This is a genomic window from Streptomyces sp. NPDC048331 (assembly GCF_043201215.1).
Lineage (GTDB): Bacteria > Actinomycetota > Actinomycetes > Streptomycetales > Streptomycetaceae > Streptomyces.
The window spans coordinates 508,185-524,598 of sequence record NZ_JBICYT010000002.1; the positions used below are offsets into that span (position 1 = coordinate 508,185).

Below are 16,414 nucleotides of genomic sequence, written 5' to 3' on the forward strand. Positions count from 1 at the left end.
ACTCGTGCCGTCCGCGGTCCCTGGTACCGCGCCCGGAGCCAGGGACCGCAGCACGTTAGGCCTCTCCGGGCCCCGCGACGGCGAAGGTCCCGCCCCCTGCGGCCTTCGCCGCCGCATTCACCCTCCGGGCCAGGGGAGGCGGCGCACCAGCATGGTCCACTCCTCATCGCGCTGTCCGGGGACAAGCCGTCCGGCGGTTCGCCACTGGTGCGAGAGCTCGGTGAAGATCGGCTCCCCGTCGGGCCGGTGAACCGTTTCGTCCCCGCCGTGCGGTACGCCGACGGCACGTGCCGGGCGCATCGTCGTGGTCGTCATACCAGGTTCAACGCGTCGCAGTTCGGACGGGTTACCCGCCTCGGACGGCTTCCCCCAGCGCCGTGCATGCGGCGTCGGAGTCCAGGAGGAGGGCGAACTCTGCGAATCCGATCCGCCGGACGCCCTCGTCGGCCGGATTCCCGCCTTCGCCGGCGCGGGTGCGGGCGAGGTGGGCGGCGCCCAGAGCCAGGATGCGCTCCCGTTCCCCCGCTGTCCAGGTCCGTGTCGGCAAGTGCGGTCAGGACCCGCCGCCACAATGCGTCTGGTCGGTAATGACCCGGCCCCCTCGCTCTGGTGCAGCGCGGCGAAGACTCGCTCCGCGTAGTCCTCGCAGGCCGACACGCACTAACCCAGCCGCTCGGCCGCCCGGGCGGCATCCGGCGCACCGAACACGTCCCGCGCCGTCAGGTCCCGGTGCCAGCGCCGCAGCCGCTCCAGGCTCTGTTCCTCCTCCTCCAGTTCGGCCAGCGTGAACTTGGCGGTACGGATCTCCTTGGCGATCTCCTGCTCGAACTTGTCGCAGTCCGCTAGGAATTCGGCCCAGTCCTCTGATCGTGCCGCGGTGAACATCGCCTCGAAGCGGGCCGCGTCCTCGGGGGAGCGTCCGGACGCCTGAAGGGTGACGGTCTGCCCCTGGGCACGCTCGGCCAGCTCCACCGCACGCCGGGTCCCGTCGGCGAAGACCGGTACGTCCGGCACCGCCCAGATGCCCTGGCCCAACGAGAGCGCGCCGATCTTCCGCAGCTCGCGCCACACCGCCACCCGGTGCCTTGTCGGCTCGGTCGGCAGCTTGATCACGAGCACCAGCCACCGGACCCTCGCATTACTGTTCGCCACGCACAGGAATGTAGCAACCGTTACAGTTACGCCTGTATCGGCTGACGCGGGGGCGACCCGCCTCGGGTTGGGGGTGAGCGATGACCCGACGATCGTTTTCTGTGGATGACATGCGTCGGCGACGTTGAAGATCTTTGCCATGCCGATGATCAGCGCGGAGGTGGCGCGATGTGGGTTCAGGCCCGCAGGGTGCGTCGCAGTCGGCGTCCGAGGACCTCGACGGACATGCTGACCAGCAACGATGCCAGCAGGATGCTGGTGACTACGGGGAAGTCGAAGGCTGCGAGGCGTTCGCTGAGCAGTCGGCCCAGACCCGCGGCGCCGACTACGCCGACGATGGCGGTGTCGCGTACGCAGATTTCGAACCGGTAGAGGGTGTAGGTGATCAGGTGGTTCGCGGAGGGCGGTGCCATGGCCACCGCGGCGGCTGCCGCTCGGGGTACGCCGGTGTTGCGCAGGGACTCGCGGGGGCGCAGGTCCATTGTTTCCCAGGCTTCGGCGACGAGCCGGCCGAGGATGCCGCCGGTGTAGAGCCCGAGCGCCAGGGCGCCGGGCAGGATGCCGGGGAAGAGGGCGAGGAGCGCGATGATGGCCCACACGGTTGGGGGGATCGACCGCAGCGCCAGGAGCAGCGACTGGGCCGCCCACCAGAGGGCCTGCCGGCCCCCGGCCGCCGGGCCGCGGCGGTCGGCGCGTGGGCGGCTGGCCCAGGGGCCGACGACCATGGTGATCAGGACCGCGATCACCATGGCGAGGAGGGCCATGGCCACGGAGTCGAGTGCGGCGCCGGCCAGAACCTGCCAGCCGCCCTCCGGGAGTGTGGGAGGCCACAGGTCGGACAGGAGCCGGGCGCCGAGGTCGTGGGTGCGGTCCGAGGTGAGTCCGGCCGGTGAGAGGCCGGTCCACCACCAGGCGAGGGCGGTCGCGGGGATCACCAGGATCAGAGACCAGCGGGTCGTGCGCGACAGGCCGCGTGGTGAGCGGTCCTCGTCGTGGGAGCGCTCGTGTCCGACCGACCAGTCGGCGCAGGTCACCACCGCGACGTCGGAGCGGACTCGGTTGCTCCACAGTTCGATCAGCCCTGCGAGGGCGAGCAGGGCCGCGATGAGTGTCCAGACCTCGTCCCAGTTGCGTGATTGCAGGCTGACCGTGAGTTCGAATCCCAGGCCTCCGACACCCGCGAACCCGAGCACGACGGTGGAGCGCAGCGCGCACTCGAAACGGTAGAAGGAGTAGGACAGCAGCAGCGGCGCTGTCCCTGGAAGAAGGGTGTAGGCGAGAGCGGAGCCCCGTTTGGCGCCGGCGGCGCGCAGGGCTCGCAGCGGACCGTCGGGCACGCTGTCGAAGGTCTCTGCGAAGACCTGGGCGCTCTGCGCGCCGAACGGCAGGGCGAGTGCGAGGACGGCGACGAGCGGGTTGAGGCCGAGCACGCTGACGAACAGCAGTGCCCATACCAGCTCGTGGACCGAGCGGATGGCCACCAGCGCACCGCGCAGGACAAGGCGCCCGGCACGTACCGGCCAGGGCGGCGAGCTGCTCCACGCCACGTTGCAGAGGATGAGTCCGCCGGTCAGGCCGAGCATCAGCGCGCCCGCCGTCCCGAGCAGGGCCAGGGCGAGCGTCATTGCCGTCGCCTTGAGTACTACCGCGAGGAAGTCGGGGGCGAGGGAGGGATGCAGCGCACTGGCCGCGATGTCGTCGAGCAGGGCCAGACCGCCCTGGTTGACGAGCTCGCCGCCCGGGGGCAGGGCGTGCCGGGCCGCCCAGGCCAGCAGCGCGGTCACCGCCGTCAGGGCCGCGAGTCTGTGGAGCTGTACCCGTCGTCCGCTCGCGGGCTTGCGCCCCGGCACGGGGGCGGGCGGTGGCGGTGGCGGGGTGTCCAGCCGGAGTGTCATACGAGCGCGTAGAGATCGTGCAGGTCGGCGTCGCTGGTGTCGGCGGCGGGGCGGTCGAGGACGATTCGGCCGTGGCGCAGGCCCACGACGCGGGTGCAGTGCTCGCGTGCGAGGGCCGGCTGGTGCAGGCTGACCACGAGTGTTCTCGCGCTCGGAAGGGTCGAGGTGGCGAGCAGGGCGAGGATTCTGGCGGCGCGCACGGGGTCGAGACTGGAGACGGGTTCATCCGCCAGTACCAGTTCCGGTGCCTGTACCAGGAGGCGGGCGATCGCGACACGTTGCCGCTCGCCGCCGGAGAGGCGTTCGGTGCGTTCGTGCAGGGCCCAGCCGAGGTCGACGCGGTCGAGTGCGTCCTTGACCACGTCGAGTGAGTGGGGCCAGACCAGTGAGGCCAGGGCGCGGGTGGTGCTCCATCGGGCGAGCCTGCCCGCGTTGACGTTGTGCACCACCCGGACTCGTTCGATCAAGGCCAGGTCCTGGCTCACCGAGCCGATGCGTCGCTGCAGCAGTCTGCGCCGTGTGGCGGAGAGACGTGCAAGGTTCTCGCCGAAGACCTCCACGCTGCCGGTGGTCGGCTCGAGCGACCCGTTGAGCAGGGCCAGGAGCGTGGTCTTGCCGGCTCCGCTGGTGCCGAGTACCGCGATGCGCTCCCCGGTGTGGACGGTGAGATCCAGATCGCGCAGCGCCTGGTGCGAGCCGAACCGGCGCCCCGCTCCGCACAGCCGGATCACCGGAGCAGTGTCGCTCACTGCAGCAGCCCCAGTTCCCGGGCCACACCTTCGATCCGGTCGTATGCGGAGTTCGTCGTTCGGATGAACGATGTGGCGCCGAAGAGTGTGAGTACTTTGGCGTCCTCTGTGTTTCGGTGGTCGAGCCCCAGGAGCAGGGCCAGGATCTTCTGCCTCGTTCCGGCGCCGTAGGTCTTGTCGAGGTCCGGGCGGGCCAGCCAGTGGTAGTCGGCGTATCCGGGGGTCTGCCACAGCACGACCGCTTTGCTCAGGTCGACCTTGCCCGCCGCTGCGGTGGCGTCCCAGACCTGTTTGTTGACGGCGCCGGCCTCGAAGCTGCCCTTCGCGACGAACTCGATGGTGGCATCGTGGGAGCCGGAGAAGCCGGGCTTGCCCCGCAGGTCACTCTGTTCGAGTCCGGCCTGCCGCATGAAGTACTGGGGCATGAGCCGGCCGGAGGTGGACGTCTCGCTGCCGAAGGTGAGGGTGTGCCCGGCGAGGGCGCGCAACCCGTCCATCCGGTCGAACGGCCGCAGGCCCGAATCGGTGTGGGCGATGAAGAGGCTGTGGAAGTCGGCGTCGATGTCCCGTTGTGCGATGGCCGTGGCCCCCGGTACACGCGCGCGTGCCTGGACGCCGGTCAGTCCGCCCATCCATGCAAGGTGAATGTCGCCGATCTCGAAGGCACGCACCACGGCGGTGTAGTCGGTGACGGGCCGGTAGGCGACCTTGAGGCCGGTCGCTTCGGCAAGCCGTTCGGCCACGGCCGGGTAGAGCCGGTTGAGGAGCTCGGGGTCCTGATCGGGAATGGCGGAAATCCCGAGCTGCCGGGCATCCGACCCGCCCTGGCGGCCGCAGGCGCTCAGCACGAGCGTCACTCCGGCACCGAGGAGCAACGTGCGACGGGTCACCGGTTTCACAGACATGGCCATCTCCCTGTCACTGGTGTCACCGGTGCTGCCGGCCGTGGTGGTGAGCGGCGGCGTCAGTCGCGCGGTGCCGTCCGGCCTGAGGCGGCGACCATTGCGGCGACCACGGCGAGGGACAGCAGGAAAGCAGCCGAGGTCGCGGTGCCGCCCAGGAACGGACCGCTGAAGCCGATCTGGGCGTACAGGGACAGGGCGGCCGCCCCGCCGACGCCCGCCGCCGCCCAGCCCAGGAGGGCGATGTGCCCGCGGGCGGCTACCAAGAGCAGTACACCGGCCAGGAGCAGCACCAGGCCGCCGAAGAGGTTGTAGGAGCCGAGGCCGACCGCGAGACCGGTGGACGTCAGGCCGGAGCCCCGGGTGGTGCCGGGATCGCCGGCGGAGTTCAGCACGCTGTAGGCGCCGACGACCACCGCGAGCACACCCCAGAACTGACCGAGGTTGCGGGCCGGGGCCGTGCCGGAGCGCACCGCGTCCACAGCCAGTACACGCCCGGCCGATGAGAACAGGACCGCCACATGAGCGCCGATCATCAGCCAGTAGGCCCACGGCCACTCACCCGGGGCGGACGCCACCGAGAGGGCGATGGCCAGGGACTGGGCCACCCCTAGAGCCGCGGCCACCCGTACCCACGCACCGGTGAGCAGCATGACCGCCAGTGCGGTCTCGACGATCAGCACCGCCCAGCCGAACACCACCATGTTGGGCAGTACGAGATGTTCCACAATCCAGCTGTACGGAGGGAATACCGGGTGGCTCACGGCCAGGGACGTGAAGTGGAAGAGCCCCCCGCCGGTATCCCTGCCGAAGTCCGGGGGACGTTTCCACTCCACGTTGTACAGCCACATCAGGCCGAGCAGGACCCGGAGGAAGGCCGCGCCGGCTGCCTGCTCACGGCGGACCTCGTCGGTCGCTGGGGCGAGAAGCCAGCGGATGAGTGTGCGTACGTTCTCAGGCACAGCGGAACACCTCACGTCCCGAGCGGGCGGCGGCGTCCTGGACGGCGAGTGTGTCCCGCACGACGCCGAACACCTCGGCCAACGGCAGCGGGGCATCGGCGATCCGAAGACGCGGGTTGGTGACCGCCACCGGATGCCACCAGGCGCCGTCCACGGTGAGTGTCGGCTCGGGCTCCAGATTCTCCAGGGTGACGCGCACACCCGTGGCGGCGAAGCCTTCACGGGCCACCGGCCGGATGACGCGGTCCGCTGCGGCGATCCCGGCGTCGTCCAGGCGCCTGTGCAGCTCGTCGACGCCCTTGGGGTCCTCGTCGTACAACGTGGCTGCCACCCGCACCCGGAAACCCAGCGAACGGGCCAGCTCGATGCCCTCGACCGCCCGCGACCACGACCCCGCGCCCCGCTGCCGGTCGTGCAGATCGGGCGTGGCCGAATCAAGGCTGATCTGGAGCACTACATCGCGGTCCAGGCCTTCCAGGGTCTCCCGGCGCCGGCCCTTGGAGAAGATCATGGCGTTGGTCAGTACGGTGCGATCCAGACCGGCCGCCGCCGCGACCACGGCGCCGAGCTCGGGATGCATGAACGGCTCGCCGCCCGTGAAGAACACCTCACGGCCGCCCTGGGCCACGAACTCCCCGCACACCGCGGTGGCAAGGTCCGGGCCGAAGCGCCGGGCCGCGGCCTTCGGAGTGGACTCGGCGCAGCAGTACACGCAGGCGAGGTTGCAGTCGAAGTTGGTGTAGATCCACAGCCGCCGGCCCACCGGCGTCCGCTCGCCCCGGGAGAAAACGGTGTCGGTCTGGGCGGCCCTGCCCGCCTTGCGCACGGCGAACCACCACGGGCCCCCGGCCGACTCGGCGACCGCGGTGGCCACGTCATGCCCGGTCAGCTCGGCCCAGGCGGGCAGATCGGTGACGACACTGCCCTGCGCGCTGCGCACCCCGAGCAGCTGCCCGGGCTCGAGCCGCCGCATCGCACGGGTGATCAGCAGCAGCAGACCGCTGCCGCAGTCCATATCGCCGCCGTCGACCAGGGCCTCGACCAAGCCGAGGGGGTTCGCCGCCGGGTCAGGATCCGCCAGTTCGACCATGGCGTCATGCTAGCGGCAGAAAGGCCCGATATCCGACATGCGGGACATTACCGAATCATGACGCCGCGGGGCCGTGCCGCCAGGTCTACCCTCAAGCCATGACGGACCACGCCATCCCCCGCCCCGACACCCCGACGGCCCGAGCGGCGTACTGGGAGGAGATCCATCACGGCAAGGACGTCGACGGGGTCTCCTGGTGGCAGTCGGTCCCCGGGCTCTCCCTGAGCCTGGTCGACCGCACAGGCCTCGCCCGCGACGAGCCGATCATCGACGTCGGCGCCGGCTGGTCAACCCTGGTGGACCATCTCGTCGAGCGCGGCTACCACGACCTGTCGGCCATCGACCTGTCGGCCACCGCGCTGCAGACCGTACGCAACCGCCTCGGCCCGGCAGCCAAGGACATCGCCCTCACCGTGGCCGACGTCCTCGACCTGCACACAGGGCGCACCTACGCCCTCTGGCACGACCGGGCCGTCTACCACTTCCTCACCGAACCCGAGGAACGCACCGACTACCTCGCCTCACTGGAGCGCTCACTGCGACCGGGCGGCTGGCTCGTCGTGGCGACGTTCGGCCCGGACGGCCCGACCACATGCAGCGGCCTCCCGATCAACCGCTACTCCCACGCCGAACTCGCCCACCAGTTCCCAGGGTTTCACCTCGTCGACACCGCCGGCGAGGACCACATCACCCCGTGGGGCACCTCCCAACAGTTCACCGCAGTGCTGATGCAACGCCGCTGAACCGCATCGGCGCGCCCCGGGCCCGTGCGGCATCGCGGGTCCGGTTCCGCCTGCCCTCACCTCATCACGCTGTCGGCTCGCCCTGGTCGTCAGCTCGGGCCCACGTTGACTCATGGCGCCCTTCTCTCCCTCAATGAACATGGGTCGCCAAGCTCACGGCACGGGGGCGCCGCCCGGTACCGGGGTGCGCCGCGGTCCGGCCGTTGCTGCCGGTGCCGGGCTGGATGCGAGGCCGCGGCGGGCAGCCGGAGGCGTACTGCCACCGCGCAATGTTGGACGCGATCCGCACCTCGTGGACGACGGAATCAAGTGGCGTGCCCTGCCGGCCGACTTCCCTTGTAGGGACCGGGCATACGCCTTCTTCCGCCGCTGGCGCGACCATGGCCTGGTCAAGGAGTTCCACGACCGGCTGCGCGCCAGGGTCCGCGCGAGGCTGGGCAAGGATGCGGAGCCCACGGCCGGGGTGATCGACTCGCAGTCGGTCAAGGCGGACGCCGTGGTGGGCACCGACAGCCGCGGCTACGACGGCGGCAAGCAGACATCCGATGCGAAGAACGGCACGTCGTGGTCGACACCCTCGGCCTGCTGCTCGGCGGATGGCCACCGCCGCGGATGTCGGTGACCGCATGGCCGCGCAGGTTCTGCTGGCGCGGGTGGCCGCCACGCACCACCGCCTGGCCCTGGTCTGGGCTGATGGCGGCTACACCGGCAGCCTCGTCGAGCACTGCCTGGCCGCGCTCGCCCTGGTGCTGGCGATCGTCAGGCACAGCGACGACATGCGCGGCTTCGTGGTGCTGCCGAAACGGTGGATTGTCGAGCGTCTGTTCGCCCACCTCATGCGCAGCCGCCGCCTGGCCCGCGACCACGAACGGCGCACCGTCAGTGTCGAGGCGATGATCCTGTGGTCGATGACCATGGTCATGAGCCGCCGCCGGGCTGGGCCACACCCGGCGCGGGCGTGAACCGGCCCGGTGCCGGCTCGGCCAGCCAGCCCCGCGCCACCAGGCGTTTCGCCTTCGACCGCAGCGCCTCCACCCGCGCCGGCACCACGTCCGTACCGAAGGCGGCTGCCATCTCCTGGCAGGTCGCCGGCCCCTGACCGAGCCGGGCCCGGTCCGCCCCCAACTGCAGGATTCGCTGGTAGTCCACCGACAGCACTGACCAGGCCAAACCCTCGCGCCACATGGGCACCTGCGACTTCGGCTTCGCCACCGCCGTCGGCTGCGGGTCCTTTCCTGGCTGCCCTTCGGTGGCCGGCGCACTCTCGTCGGCCCGGACAGAGTCCTGCCCGGTCTCCTCCGCCGGGGCGAGCACCTCGCCGACCTTCGAGCGGGCAATCGCCCACTCCTGCCACTCCCGCTCGGCCACGGCCAGTTCGGCCTGGATACGGTCGGCTTCCTCCCGCAGCGCGTCCACCCGAGAACAACCACCCAGCTCGCGCTGTTCCAGCAGTCCGACCACGGCAGCCGGCTGTCGGGCGAGTGGGCACGGCCCGTTCGGCCGACAGCGCGAGCAGCGCCCCGCTCGTTGTGCGGATGTGCAGGACGAACGGACAGCGGTAGACCCCTACGGGGCCGGGCAGCTGCGCTGCGCGCTGAGGTTCCGCATCGAGACCGTCCTCGCCCAGCGCCTGGGGGTGATACCGGCGTCGGTTGCGTCGTCCGACCCGGAGCCTTCCGGCGGGACCAGTTGCTGCGACGGCGGGTACCGCCTCGTAGGCTGCGGCCATGACCGAGACCCAGACCCCGACGCCCCACGACGCCTTCGACCTGCTCATGGCCGGTAACCAGCGCTTCGTCTCCGGCACCCCCGAGCACCCGAACCAGGACGCCACCCGCCGCACCGAGACCGCACCGTCCCAGCAGCCCTTCGCCGTGCTGTTCGGGTGCTCCGACTCCCGGCTGGCCGCCGAGATCATCTTCGACCGCGGCCTGGGCGACCTCTTCGTGGTCCGCACCGCCGGACACGTCACAGGTACCGAAGTCCTCGGCTCCATAGAGTTCGGCGTGAGCGTCCTCAATGCGCCGCTGGTCGTCGTCCTCGGCCACGACTCGTGCGGCGCGGTCGCCGCGGCCTGCTCCGCCCTGGAAAACGGGCAGACACCGGGCGGCTTCGTCCGGGACGTCGTCGAACGGGTGACCCCGAGCGTGCTGGCAGCCCGCGCCGCCGGACGCGAAACGGCCGAAGAGATCCTGGACGAGCACATCGAGCACACCGTGGACCTGCTGCTGGAACGCTCCCGCATCCTGGCCGATGCGGTGGCCGCCGGCCGCCTCGCCGTGGTGGGGCTGTCCTACCGCCTGTCCGACGGCAGCGCCCAGCTCGTCGCCACCCGCGGCCTCGACCCGGCGGTCCCCACCGCATCCTGACCGCCCCGGCAGTGGCTGCTCACGCGGAGGGCCGGGGCCCCGCGGCCCGGCGAAGCCGGTTGGCAACCGCCAGCCCCAGCCCCTCCTCCACCGGCAGGGACGCGACGATGAGGTCGCACCCTTGCTGGTCGAGCTCACGCAGGAACCCGTACAGCCCGTGCGCGTAGGCGTCCAGCGAACCGGGCAGCGCCACCACGGCGTGCGCCTTCACCGTAGCGTCGGCGAGGGACGGGGGAAGAAAGACGCCCACCTGGTGCCCCGCCTCCTGGGCGAGCTCGGCTTCGGCGACGACCTGCTCCGGCTCGACCAGGACGACTCGCGCACGCGGCGCATAGTGCGACGGGTGCTGGCCCGGCACCCGGACACCGCTCGTAGACGGGACCGCGACCGGATGCCCCAGCACCGCTTCGAGGTCCTCACGCGTCACCCCGCCCGGTCGCAGGATGCTCAGGGTCTCGCCCGTGACGTCGACGATGGTCGACTCGACGCCGACCTGGCAGGAGCCGCCGTCCAGGACGAAATCGACGGCGTCACCGAGCTCCGCCCGGACGTGGTCCGCGGTGGTGGGGCTGACCGAGCCGAAGCGGTTGGCGGACGGGGCCGTGACGCCGCTGCCGAAGGCCGACAGCAGGGCGAGAGCCACGGGGTGGTCGGGCACGCGCACCGCCACCGTCTCCAGACCACCGGTCGCTTCGAGCGGCACGCGGTGGCCGCGTCGCAGGACCAGGGTCAGCGGCCCGGGCCAGAAGTGTTCGGCCAGCAGGCGCGCGGTCGCGGGCACCTCCTCGACCCAGTCGTCCAGCTGGTCCGCGGCGGCAATGTGGACGATCAGCGGGTGAGAGGGCGGCCGACCCTTGACCTGGAAGATCCGCGCGACGGCGACGGGGTCCTCGGCGTTCGCGCCCAGACCGTAGACGGTCTCGGTCGGCAAGGCCACCAGGCCCCCCGCGCGCAGCACACCCGCTGCCCTCTCGATGTCAGTGGTTATTGCCGTCACCCTCGTACTTCCCTCTCACGGTTCCATTCGCCACGTACCTGATCTCGCCGGCGCATGACGACGAGACCCATGCACGCCCTACCGCCCCCATGATGCCGCGCAGACCGGATGGCCAGGCCGCGCCGACCGGACCAACATGTGCAGGCCCGACGGGGATCGGACCGAACGTGCTGCGGCTCCGGGTGCCGGGCATGTACCGGGGGCCGCCGACCTGCACAAGTCCAGAAGGCTTTCTACGACCCGTGCACGCGTCACCCCACCAACGCCACCGCGCCGGCCAGGACACGCCCGGCGTCAACGCCGCGCCGCCCCCGCCTGGCACCATGCCCCTCATGCAGTCGCTGCCCACGCCCTACCCCGCCGACTTGGTCCCCGACGCCACCGCGGTCGACGCCTTCAACGCCACGTACAAGCAGGCCAAGCGCCAAAACGCAGTGTTCATCGCCGTCGAGAACCAAGGCCGGCGCTGGACGGTGAAAGCCGACGCACTGACCGCCGGCCCGGACCATACCGTCGGCAACGAGGCGTACGACACAGTCCGTGGCTCCGTCATCCGCCTGAACAGCGCCCGGGAGATCCACTCTGACTCCTCCGCCGGCCCGGTCTACTTCGTGCTGTACGGCGTGGAGACCGAGCCGCGCCCGTGAACTTGCCGCCGTGCTGCACGCGGCGCCGCACGGGAACCTCGAACCCCTCACTCGCGCCGTGCCCGAGGCGTCGTCCTGACGCCCGCCCTCACCTCGTATGAGCCGCTGACACTTCACGTGGCAGGACGACTGACGTTCTCGTGGCAGACGGCACCCAACTGCGGAAACGCCGTGTGAGGCTTGTAGATGGCGGGCCGAGTTGCCGAGAGATCGCCCCTGCGGCCCGCCGCGCTCGCTACGGTGACGACCATGGCGGACCAGAGCGAGGCGCAGGCGTGGTCGGGGCCGGCGCGGCTGGGCGCTGTCGAGCCGCCGCCCTGAGCGCCGCCCGGCACGGTGCGGATGGTCACCGGCACCCGGGCTCGGCAGGTAAACGACCAGGAGGCCCGGGACTTCGGGATCTCCACCGACCGGGTCTGCCTGGTGATCGAGCTCGTCTTCTACGAGCCGACGACGACGTACTGCGGCACACGGTCACCGTCGACTTCAGTGGCCAGCCGTACGTCACCCGGCACGTGCCCACGCCCGAGGACCTGGCGCGGCGGGAGTAGACGGGCTGTCGGGCGGTCTCGGAAATGCGTGAGGCCGGGCTCCCGGTAGTGCCCCGGGCGACCGGCCTCACGTCTTCCAGGAGCCTGCGGCTCCTGAGGACTTCCTCAGGCTGCTGGGCTCGATGAGCGACTCTGTCGGTGATCTTGGTTTGCCAAGGTCACTGTGCTTGGCGCCAACAGCGGGGCCGAGGCACTCCGAGGGCGGCGAGGTATTGCTGGAACGTGGTCGGAGGGCGGGGCCGGTAGTTGGTGTCGGTGGGTTCCTGGGTGCTGAGGCGTTCGATGTTGACGGCGATGGCCGTCAGGACGTGCTGGACGTGGGCTTTTGGGCGTGCCTCGGTAGCGGCAGCGGCGCATCTGGTGGCCGTTGACGATCTCGTTCACGGTGCCCTCGATGCCCGAGCGGGAGGCGTAGAGCCGTCGCCATGTCGGGTCCTGCTGGTCGGCGCGGTTCGATACGCCTCCGGAGTGCTGCTTGCTTCGCAGCGGAGCGCCGGCCGGATTGGAGGCGATGTTCGGCAGCAGGTGAGGAAGACGTGACGGGGGGTGCCGGTTCAGGTGGTGAGGCAGTCCAGGTGCGCGTTCAGGGTGGTGGCGGGCGGGTAGGTGGCGCCGACTGCGGTGACGTGTTTCCAGTGCAGGCGGCTGTCGCTGTCGATGATGAACACCGAACGTCGCAGGCCGATCAGGGGTGCGGTTATCCCGAAGGACCTCGCTACCGTGCGCCCCTCATCGGACAGCAGCGGCATCCGCAGGCCCCTGTTGCGGGCGAACCTCTCGTGACTGTCGACTCCCTGTGGGCTGATGCCCCACACGGTTGCCCCGGCGGACTCCAGTTCGGCCAGGCCGTCGGAGTAGGAGCACAGTTGCGCGGTGCACACCGGGGTGTCGTCGCCGGGGTAGAAGGCGAGAATGAGGGGTTTGCCCCGCTGTTCGCACAGCGTGTAGTCGGCCCGTTGGAAGGTTTCGCCGTCCAGGCGGCCGCCGGGCAGGCGGAAGTCGCCGACGGTGTCTCCGATCTTCGGGGTGTTGGCCATGAGGGACCTCGATGGTTTCGGGTGCGGACACTGGGCGGGGGCCTTCCGTCAGGTGGGAAGGGCCATCAGGAGGAGGGGGTCGGTGGTGGGCTGGGGTGACCCCCCGGTGGGCTCGAGGGTGAGGCCGACCGCTCCCGCGTCGGCGGGGTCGCCGGTGAGGAGGACGGTGCCGTCGTGGTCGATGAATCCGGCCGGGCGCATGGTGCCCTTGTGGTCGAGCCACAGCTGGTACGTCTTTCCCGCTCCGGGGGCGGGGAGGCTGGCGGCGGTGAAGACAGCCTTGTTCTGCCGGTCGGAGGTGACGACCGTGGTCAGGGCTCCGTTGGCTGCCCGTCCGTGGGCGGTGCGGGCGTCGGGCGCTGCCAGGACGGTGCTGACCTCAGCCAGTTGCTGTTGGGCTTGTCGGGCTTGCTGTTTGAGGTCCTGTCCGTTCTGGATCTGCCACACGGCGACGCCGCCGAGTGCGGCAGCGGCCACGCTCGCTGCCAGCGCCAACGGCATAGCCCCGCGGCGCAGCACGCCGCCGAGGGAGGATGACGCCACAGGGGTGGGGGGGATGCGGGGAGGGAGCTGGCGTACGCCGTCGATGGCGGCCATGACCTGTGCCTTGGCTGATTTGGGCGGCGTTTGGGAGACCGCGGCTGCCAGGCGTGCCGCGGTCGCCTTGAATTCCGAGGCTTCCTGTCGGCATGCCTCGCAGGTCTGCATGTGGGTGTCGAAGTCGTTGCGTTCGCTGGGGTCGAGTGCGTCGAGGGCGTAGGCGGCAGCGAGGGTGTGAGTGTCGGTGGCGTGGTGTTTCATGTGGTCACCCCCATGCAGTCGCGGAGCCGGATGAGCCCGTCGCGCATGCGTGTCTTGATGGTGGGAAGCGGTGTGCGCAGGGCTTCGGCGACTTCACGGTAGGTCAGCCCCCGGTAGTAGGCCAGGGTCACTGCCTGACGCTGGAGTTCGGTCAGTCCGCGCAGGCAGCGGCGGACCTGTTCGGACTCGAGGCGGGTCTCGACCTGTTCGGCGACCTCGTCGAAGGCGGTGGTGTGCTCGCGGGCGGCCTGGGCGTGTTCTCGGTCCGTGGACGCCTGGGCGGAGCGGACCCGGTCCACGGCCCGCCGGTGGGCGATCGTCGCCGCCCATGTGGTGACGGAGCCGGCGTCGGGGCGGTAGCGGGCGGCTTGCCGCCACAGGTCGATCATGACCTCTTGGGCGACTTCCTCGGACTGGGCCCTGTCGCGTACGACCTTGGTCACGATCCCGAACACGAGGGGTGCGAGGGCGTCATAGAGGGTGGAGAAGGCCTGTTTGTCTCCGTGGGCGACCTTCTGCATGGTTTCGGTGAGGCCGGCGTGTCCTGCTGCGGGGCCGGGGCCGAAGGGGAGTGGTTGTTTCACCGGCGCCGGTCCCGCCGTGGCGAGAAGACGGAGGGACGGCCGGGCAGGGCCGTCGTGGGGCGGGGTGTCCATCGCATGCCGGTCCTTGAAAGCTCGTCGCTCAAGCGGGGCCGGGCCGCCCCAGGGGGTCGGCCCGGCCACCACAGCAGGTGGGTGTGTCAGCAGTTATTCGTAGCCGACGGGCGCGCGGATGGGAGGCGGTTCGTCACCCGCGCACCCGCGGTTACCTCGTTCGAGGGAAGCGAGAGGTGTCGGCCCAGCCGGGGGGCGCCTGGCAGCGAAGGCATGGGTGTGGGGGCCCCAAGGCGTTCGGAGTTCCCGCACTGGCCGGCGGACCGATCGACCGGTTTCGGGTATCCCATGGAGGTGGTTCAGATGCTTCGTGTGCGACGAGGTCTTGCGGTGGCGTTGGCTGCCGGTGCGGTTGTGGTGGGTGGCGCGTCGGCGGCTTCGGCCGACGCCGGGGCGCAGGGTGTGGCGGCGTACTCGCCGGGGGTGGGGTCGGGCAACCTGATCCAGGTGCCCATCCATATCCCGGTCAACGCGTGCGGCAACACCGTCAGCGTCATCGGGCTGCTGAACCCGTCCTTCGGTAACACTTGCGTCAACGCCTGATCCGGCACTGCTAGAAGAGCCCCGGTTCGCCGCCGACAAGACGGGGTGGCGCGAACCGGTGACCTGCCCGGCATCGGGTGCGTTCGAGGCCCTGGGGGTACGTCGAGCGCGCTGCGGGCCCGGGCGGGTCGGCTGCGGGTGGCTGTCGGCACAGCCACCCGCAGCATCCCGGCTTTTTGCACGGCCTACCAGGTGAGGACCGCGATGACCTGCTTGCCGTGAGCGCAGGGGCTGACGAAGAGATCCGCACCCAGCGCCCGGATGATCTTCAGTCCCCTCCCGCCCGGCTCGAGTCGTTGCCGGCCACCATGGTGGCGGTGGAGTTCTGCTGATCCGTCGCTGACGGCGATGCCGGCCCGGCCGTCCTCCAGGGTGAAGGTCAGCGCGTAGGGTCCGTTCGCGTGCCGGATCGCATTGGTGACCAGTTCGGAGACGATGAGGACGATGTCCCCGGCGATGCTGCGGGGGCAGGCCGCTGACCGGACGGCCATGAGTCGCTCTGCGGTCTGACGTGCTTCGTGCGGCGCCTGCATGCTGGACGGCAGCGGTAGGTGCAGTGTGGCCGGACACGCGCGCGGTGCGATGGCGGTGTCCATGGTGATTCCTCACGGTGAGTGCGGCCCCTGTGGTCGGTGGCCGAACGGATGGAACGGCAAGGGGGCTCCGGTGATTCGGAACCCCCTCATCGGCAGTCCGGCGCTACCACTTGTTGTGGCAGTTCCAGTGGCCGGGAACCCAGTGACTGACGGAGTGGCCGGGCACCCAGTGCTGCTTCCAGTAACCCTTGCCCCACCATCCGTCGTGCCAGTTCCCGTGGTGGTCACGGTAGCCGTGGTGCCAGCTGCCCTGGTGCCACTTCCCTTCCCAGTGGCCCTTGACCCACTTTTCGGCCCGGTGGCCCTGGTACCAGGTGCACCGCTCGTGGCGGTCGTGGCGGTCCCATCGGTCATGGCGGTGGTCCCGGTCGCCGGTGACCGTCGAGGTCACCGCGGACGGCGCCGTCGCGGCGCTCGCCGACGCGGAGAGGCCCAGCACGGACGCGCTGGCCACGAGCCCGGCCGAAGCCGCCCCGGCAACCAGCCGCCGCATGTGCAGGGATGTTCTCATCGCACTCACCTCCTCCCACTCCTCGTTCCGTGTGATCCGAGGCTCCTCACCATCAGGAGCCTCGTGAGGAGATTCGGGACCAATCGCCCGAAGGATTGCCGGGTGCCTCGAGTCCCTCGGAGCCGTTCGGGTGACGTCCGAGGTTCACGCCCATCCCTGATCTGCTCCGGTACCGAATCGGATGAGGACAGCAACGCCGGACGCCACCTGTTC

At 70.5% G+C, this 16,414-nt stretch carries 22 protein-coding genes; 6 read left to right on the top strand and 16 right to left on the bottom strand.

Translation table 11 applies throughout. The features are described from left to right. Positions 1-117: 117 nt before the first annotated feature. The 8 genes from ACGFYY_RS05895 to ACGFYY_RS05930 form a co-directional block, all read right to left on the bottom strand. Entirely contained in the window at positions 118-315 is a 198-nt protein-coding gene (locus tag ACGFYY_RS05895; RefSeq protein ID WP_365925780.1) for a hypothetical protein, read from the bottom strand. A gap of 31 nt (positions 316-346) precedes the next feature. Further along, entirely contained in the window at positions 347-547 is a 201-nt protein-coding gene (locus tag ACGFYY_RS05900) for a hypothetical protein (RefSeq protein WP_393707291.1), read from the bottom strand. A 113-nt stretch (positions 548-660) separates the two neighbouring features. Beyond that, the gene (locus tag ACGFYY_RS05905) at positions 661-1,152 is read right to left on the bottom strand and encodes a Chromate resistance protein ChrB (protein ID WP_365925784.1); all 492 of its coding nucleotides are present in this window, start codon (positions 1,150-1,152) and stop codon (positions 661-663) included. Between the two features lie 176 nt (positions 1,153-1,328). Then, positions 1,329-3,047 (bottom strand): PhnE/PtxC family ABC transporter permease, encoded by a 1,719-nt coding sequence (locus ACGFYY_RS05910; protein ID WP_393707292.1) that lies wholly within the window; start codon positions 3,045-3,047, stop codon positions 1,329-1,331. Beyond that, positions 3,044-3,796: an ATP-binding cassette domain-containing protein gene (locus ACGFYY_RS05915; protein ID WP_365925788.1), complete on the bottom strand. Its 753-nt coding sequence runs from the start codon at positions 3,794-3,796 to the stop codon at positions 3,044-3,046. The genes ACGFYY_RS05910 and ACGFYY_RS05915 overlap by 4 nt, the downstream gene beginning before the upstream one ends. Continuing rightward, the gene (locus tag ACGFYY_RS05920; protein WP_393707293.1) at positions 3,793-4,701 is read right to left on the bottom strand and encodes a putative selenate ABC transporter substrate-binding protein; all 909 of its coding nucleotides are present in this window, start codon (positions 4,699-4,701) and stop codon (positions 3,793-3,795) included. Before ACGFYY_RS05920 ends, ACGFYY_RS05915 begins: the two co-directional genes overlap by 4 nt. A gap of 59 nt (positions 4,702-4,760) precedes the next feature. Beyond that, positions 4,761-5,660: a hypothetical protein gene (locus ACGFYY_RS05925; RefSeq protein WP_393707294.1), complete on the bottom strand. Its 900-nt coding sequence runs from the start codon at positions 5,658-5,660 to the stop codon at positions 4,761-4,763. After that, on the bottom strand, positions 5,653-6,750 hold the full coding sequence (locus ACGFYY_RS05930; RefSeq protein ID WP_393707295.1) for a radical SAM protein: 1,098 nt from the start codon (positions 6,748-6,750) through the stop codon (positions 5,653-5,655). Before ACGFYY_RS05930 ends, ACGFYY_RS05925 begins: the two co-directional genes overlap by 8 nt. Positions 6,751-6,848: 98 nt before the next feature. On the opposite strand from ACGFYY_RS05930, the gene ACGFYY_RS05935 reads away from it, so the two are divergent. The 3 genes from ACGFYY_RS05935 to ACGFYY_RS05945 all read left to right on the top strand — a co-directional run bounded on the left by ACGFYY_RS05935 (position 6,849) and on the right by ACGFYY_RS05945 (position 8,455). Then, a complete protein-coding gene (locus ACGFYY_RS05935) occupies positions 6,849-7,493 on the top strand; it encodes a class I SAM-dependent methyltransferase (RefSeq protein ID WP_365925796.1) in 645 nt (214 codons plus the stop codon). 292 nt (positions 7,494-7,785) lie between these two features. Next, the gene (locus ACGFYY_RS05940) at positions 7,786-8,115 is read left to right on the top strand and encodes a hypothetical protein (RefSeq protein ID WP_393707296.1); all 330 of its coding nucleotides are present in this window, start codon (positions 7,786-7,788) and stop codon (positions 8,113-8,115) included. Continuing rightward, complete coding sequence (locus ACGFYY_RS05945) at positions 8,090-8,455, top strand: transposase (protein ID WP_393707297.1); 366 nt, start codon at positions 8,090-8,092, stop codon at positions 8,453-8,455. The genes ACGFYY_RS05940 and ACGFYY_RS05945 overlap by 26 nt, the downstream gene beginning before the upstream one ends. On the opposite strand, the gene ACGFYY_RS05950 is transcribed toward ACGFYY_RS05945, so the two are convergent. Further along, the gene (locus ACGFYY_RS05950) at positions 8,412-8,954 is read right to left on the bottom strand and encodes a hypothetical protein (protein WP_393707298.1); all 543 of its coding nucleotides are present in this window, start codon (positions 8,952-8,954) and stop codon (positions 8,412-8,414) included. The two genes, ACGFYY_RS05945 and ACGFYY_RS05950, sit on opposite strands and share 44 nt — an antisense overlap. A 266-nt stretch (positions 8,955-9,220) precedes the next feature. Between ACGFYY_RS05950 and ACGFYY_RS05955 the strand changes: the two genes are divergently transcribed. Continuing rightward, entirely contained in the window at positions 9,221-9,862 is a 642-nt protein-coding gene (locus ACGFYY_RS05955) for a carbonic anhydrase (protein ID WP_393707299.1), read from the top strand. Between the two features lie 19 nt (positions 9,863-9,881). Here ACGFYY_RS05955 and ACGFYY_RS05960 read toward each other — a convergent pair whose 3' ends face one another. Next, on the bottom strand, positions 9,882-10,859 hold the full coding sequence (locus tag ACGFYY_RS05960; RefSeq protein ID WP_393707300.1) for an L-threonylcarbamoyladenylate synthase: 978 nt from the start codon (positions 10,857-10,859) through the stop codon (positions 9,882-9,884). Positions 10,860-11,191: 332 nt separating this feature from the next. Between ACGFYY_RS05960 and ACGFYY_RS05965 the strand changes: the two genes are divergently transcribed. Beyond that, complete coding sequence (locus ACGFYY_RS05965) at positions 11,192-11,506, top strand: hypothetical protein (protein ID WP_393707301.1); 315 nt, start codon at positions 11,192-11,194, stop codon at positions 11,504-11,506. A gap of 656 nt (positions 11,507-12,162) precedes the next feature. Here ACGFYY_RS05965 and ACGFYY_RS05970 read toward each other — a convergent pair. From ACGFYY_RS05970 to sigK, 4 genes are read right to left on the bottom strand one after another with little or no spacing between them, the layout of a single operon-like run. Then, complete coding sequence (locus ACGFYY_RS05970) at positions 12,163-12,693, bottom strand: transposase (protein ID WP_393707318.1); 531 nt, start codon at positions 12,691-12,693, stop codon at positions 12,163-12,165. Beyond that, positions 12,612-13,094 (bottom strand): peroxiredoxin, encoded by a 483-nt coding sequence (locus tag ACGFYY_RS05975; RefSeq protein WP_393707302.1) that lies wholly within the window; start codon positions 13,092-13,094, stop codon positions 12,612-12,614. The genes ACGFYY_RS05970 and ACGFYY_RS05975 overlap by 82 nt, the downstream gene beginning before the upstream one ends. A 48-nt stretch (positions 13,095-13,142) precedes the next feature. Then, a complete protein-coding gene (locus tag ACGFYY_RS05980) occupies positions 13,143-13,895 on the bottom strand; it encodes an anti-sigma factor (protein ID WP_365925810.1) in 753 nt (250 codons plus the stop codon). Continuing rightward, positions 13,892-14,479, bottom strand: coding sequence for an ECF RNA polymerase sigma factor SigK (gene sigK, locus ACGFYY_RS05985; RefSeq protein WP_393707303.1), 588 nt, complete (start codon positions 14,477-14,479; stop codon positions 13,892-13,894). Before sigK ends, ACGFYY_RS05980 begins: the two co-directional genes overlap by 4 nt. A gap of 375 nt (positions 14,480-14,854) precedes the next feature. Here sigK and ACGFYY_RS05990 point away from each other — a divergent pair, with 375 nt between their 5' ends. Next, entirely contained in the window at positions 14,855-15,094 is a 240-nt protein-coding gene (locus ACGFYY_RS05990) for a chaplin (protein WP_393707319.1), read from the top strand. Positions 15,095-15,279: 185 nt separating this feature from the next. On the opposite strand, the gene ACGFYY_RS05995 is transcribed toward ACGFYY_RS05990, so the two are convergent. Together ACGFYY_RS05995 and ACGFYY_RS06000 are read right to left on the bottom strand one after the other, a co-directional pair. Beyond that, the gene (locus ACGFYY_RS05995; RefSeq protein ID WP_365925816.1) at positions 15,280-15,690 is read right to left on the bottom strand and encodes an ATP-binding protein; all 411 of its coding nucleotides are present in this window, start codon (positions 15,688-15,690) and stop codon (positions 15,280-15,282) included. A gap of 103 nt (positions 15,691-15,793) precedes the next feature. Further along, positions 15,794-16,201, bottom strand: coding sequence for a hypothetical protein (locus tag ACGFYY_RS06000; protein WP_393707304.1), 408 nt, complete (start codon positions 16,199-16,201; stop codon positions 15,794-15,796). Positions 16,202-16,414 lie beyond the last annotated feature (213 nt).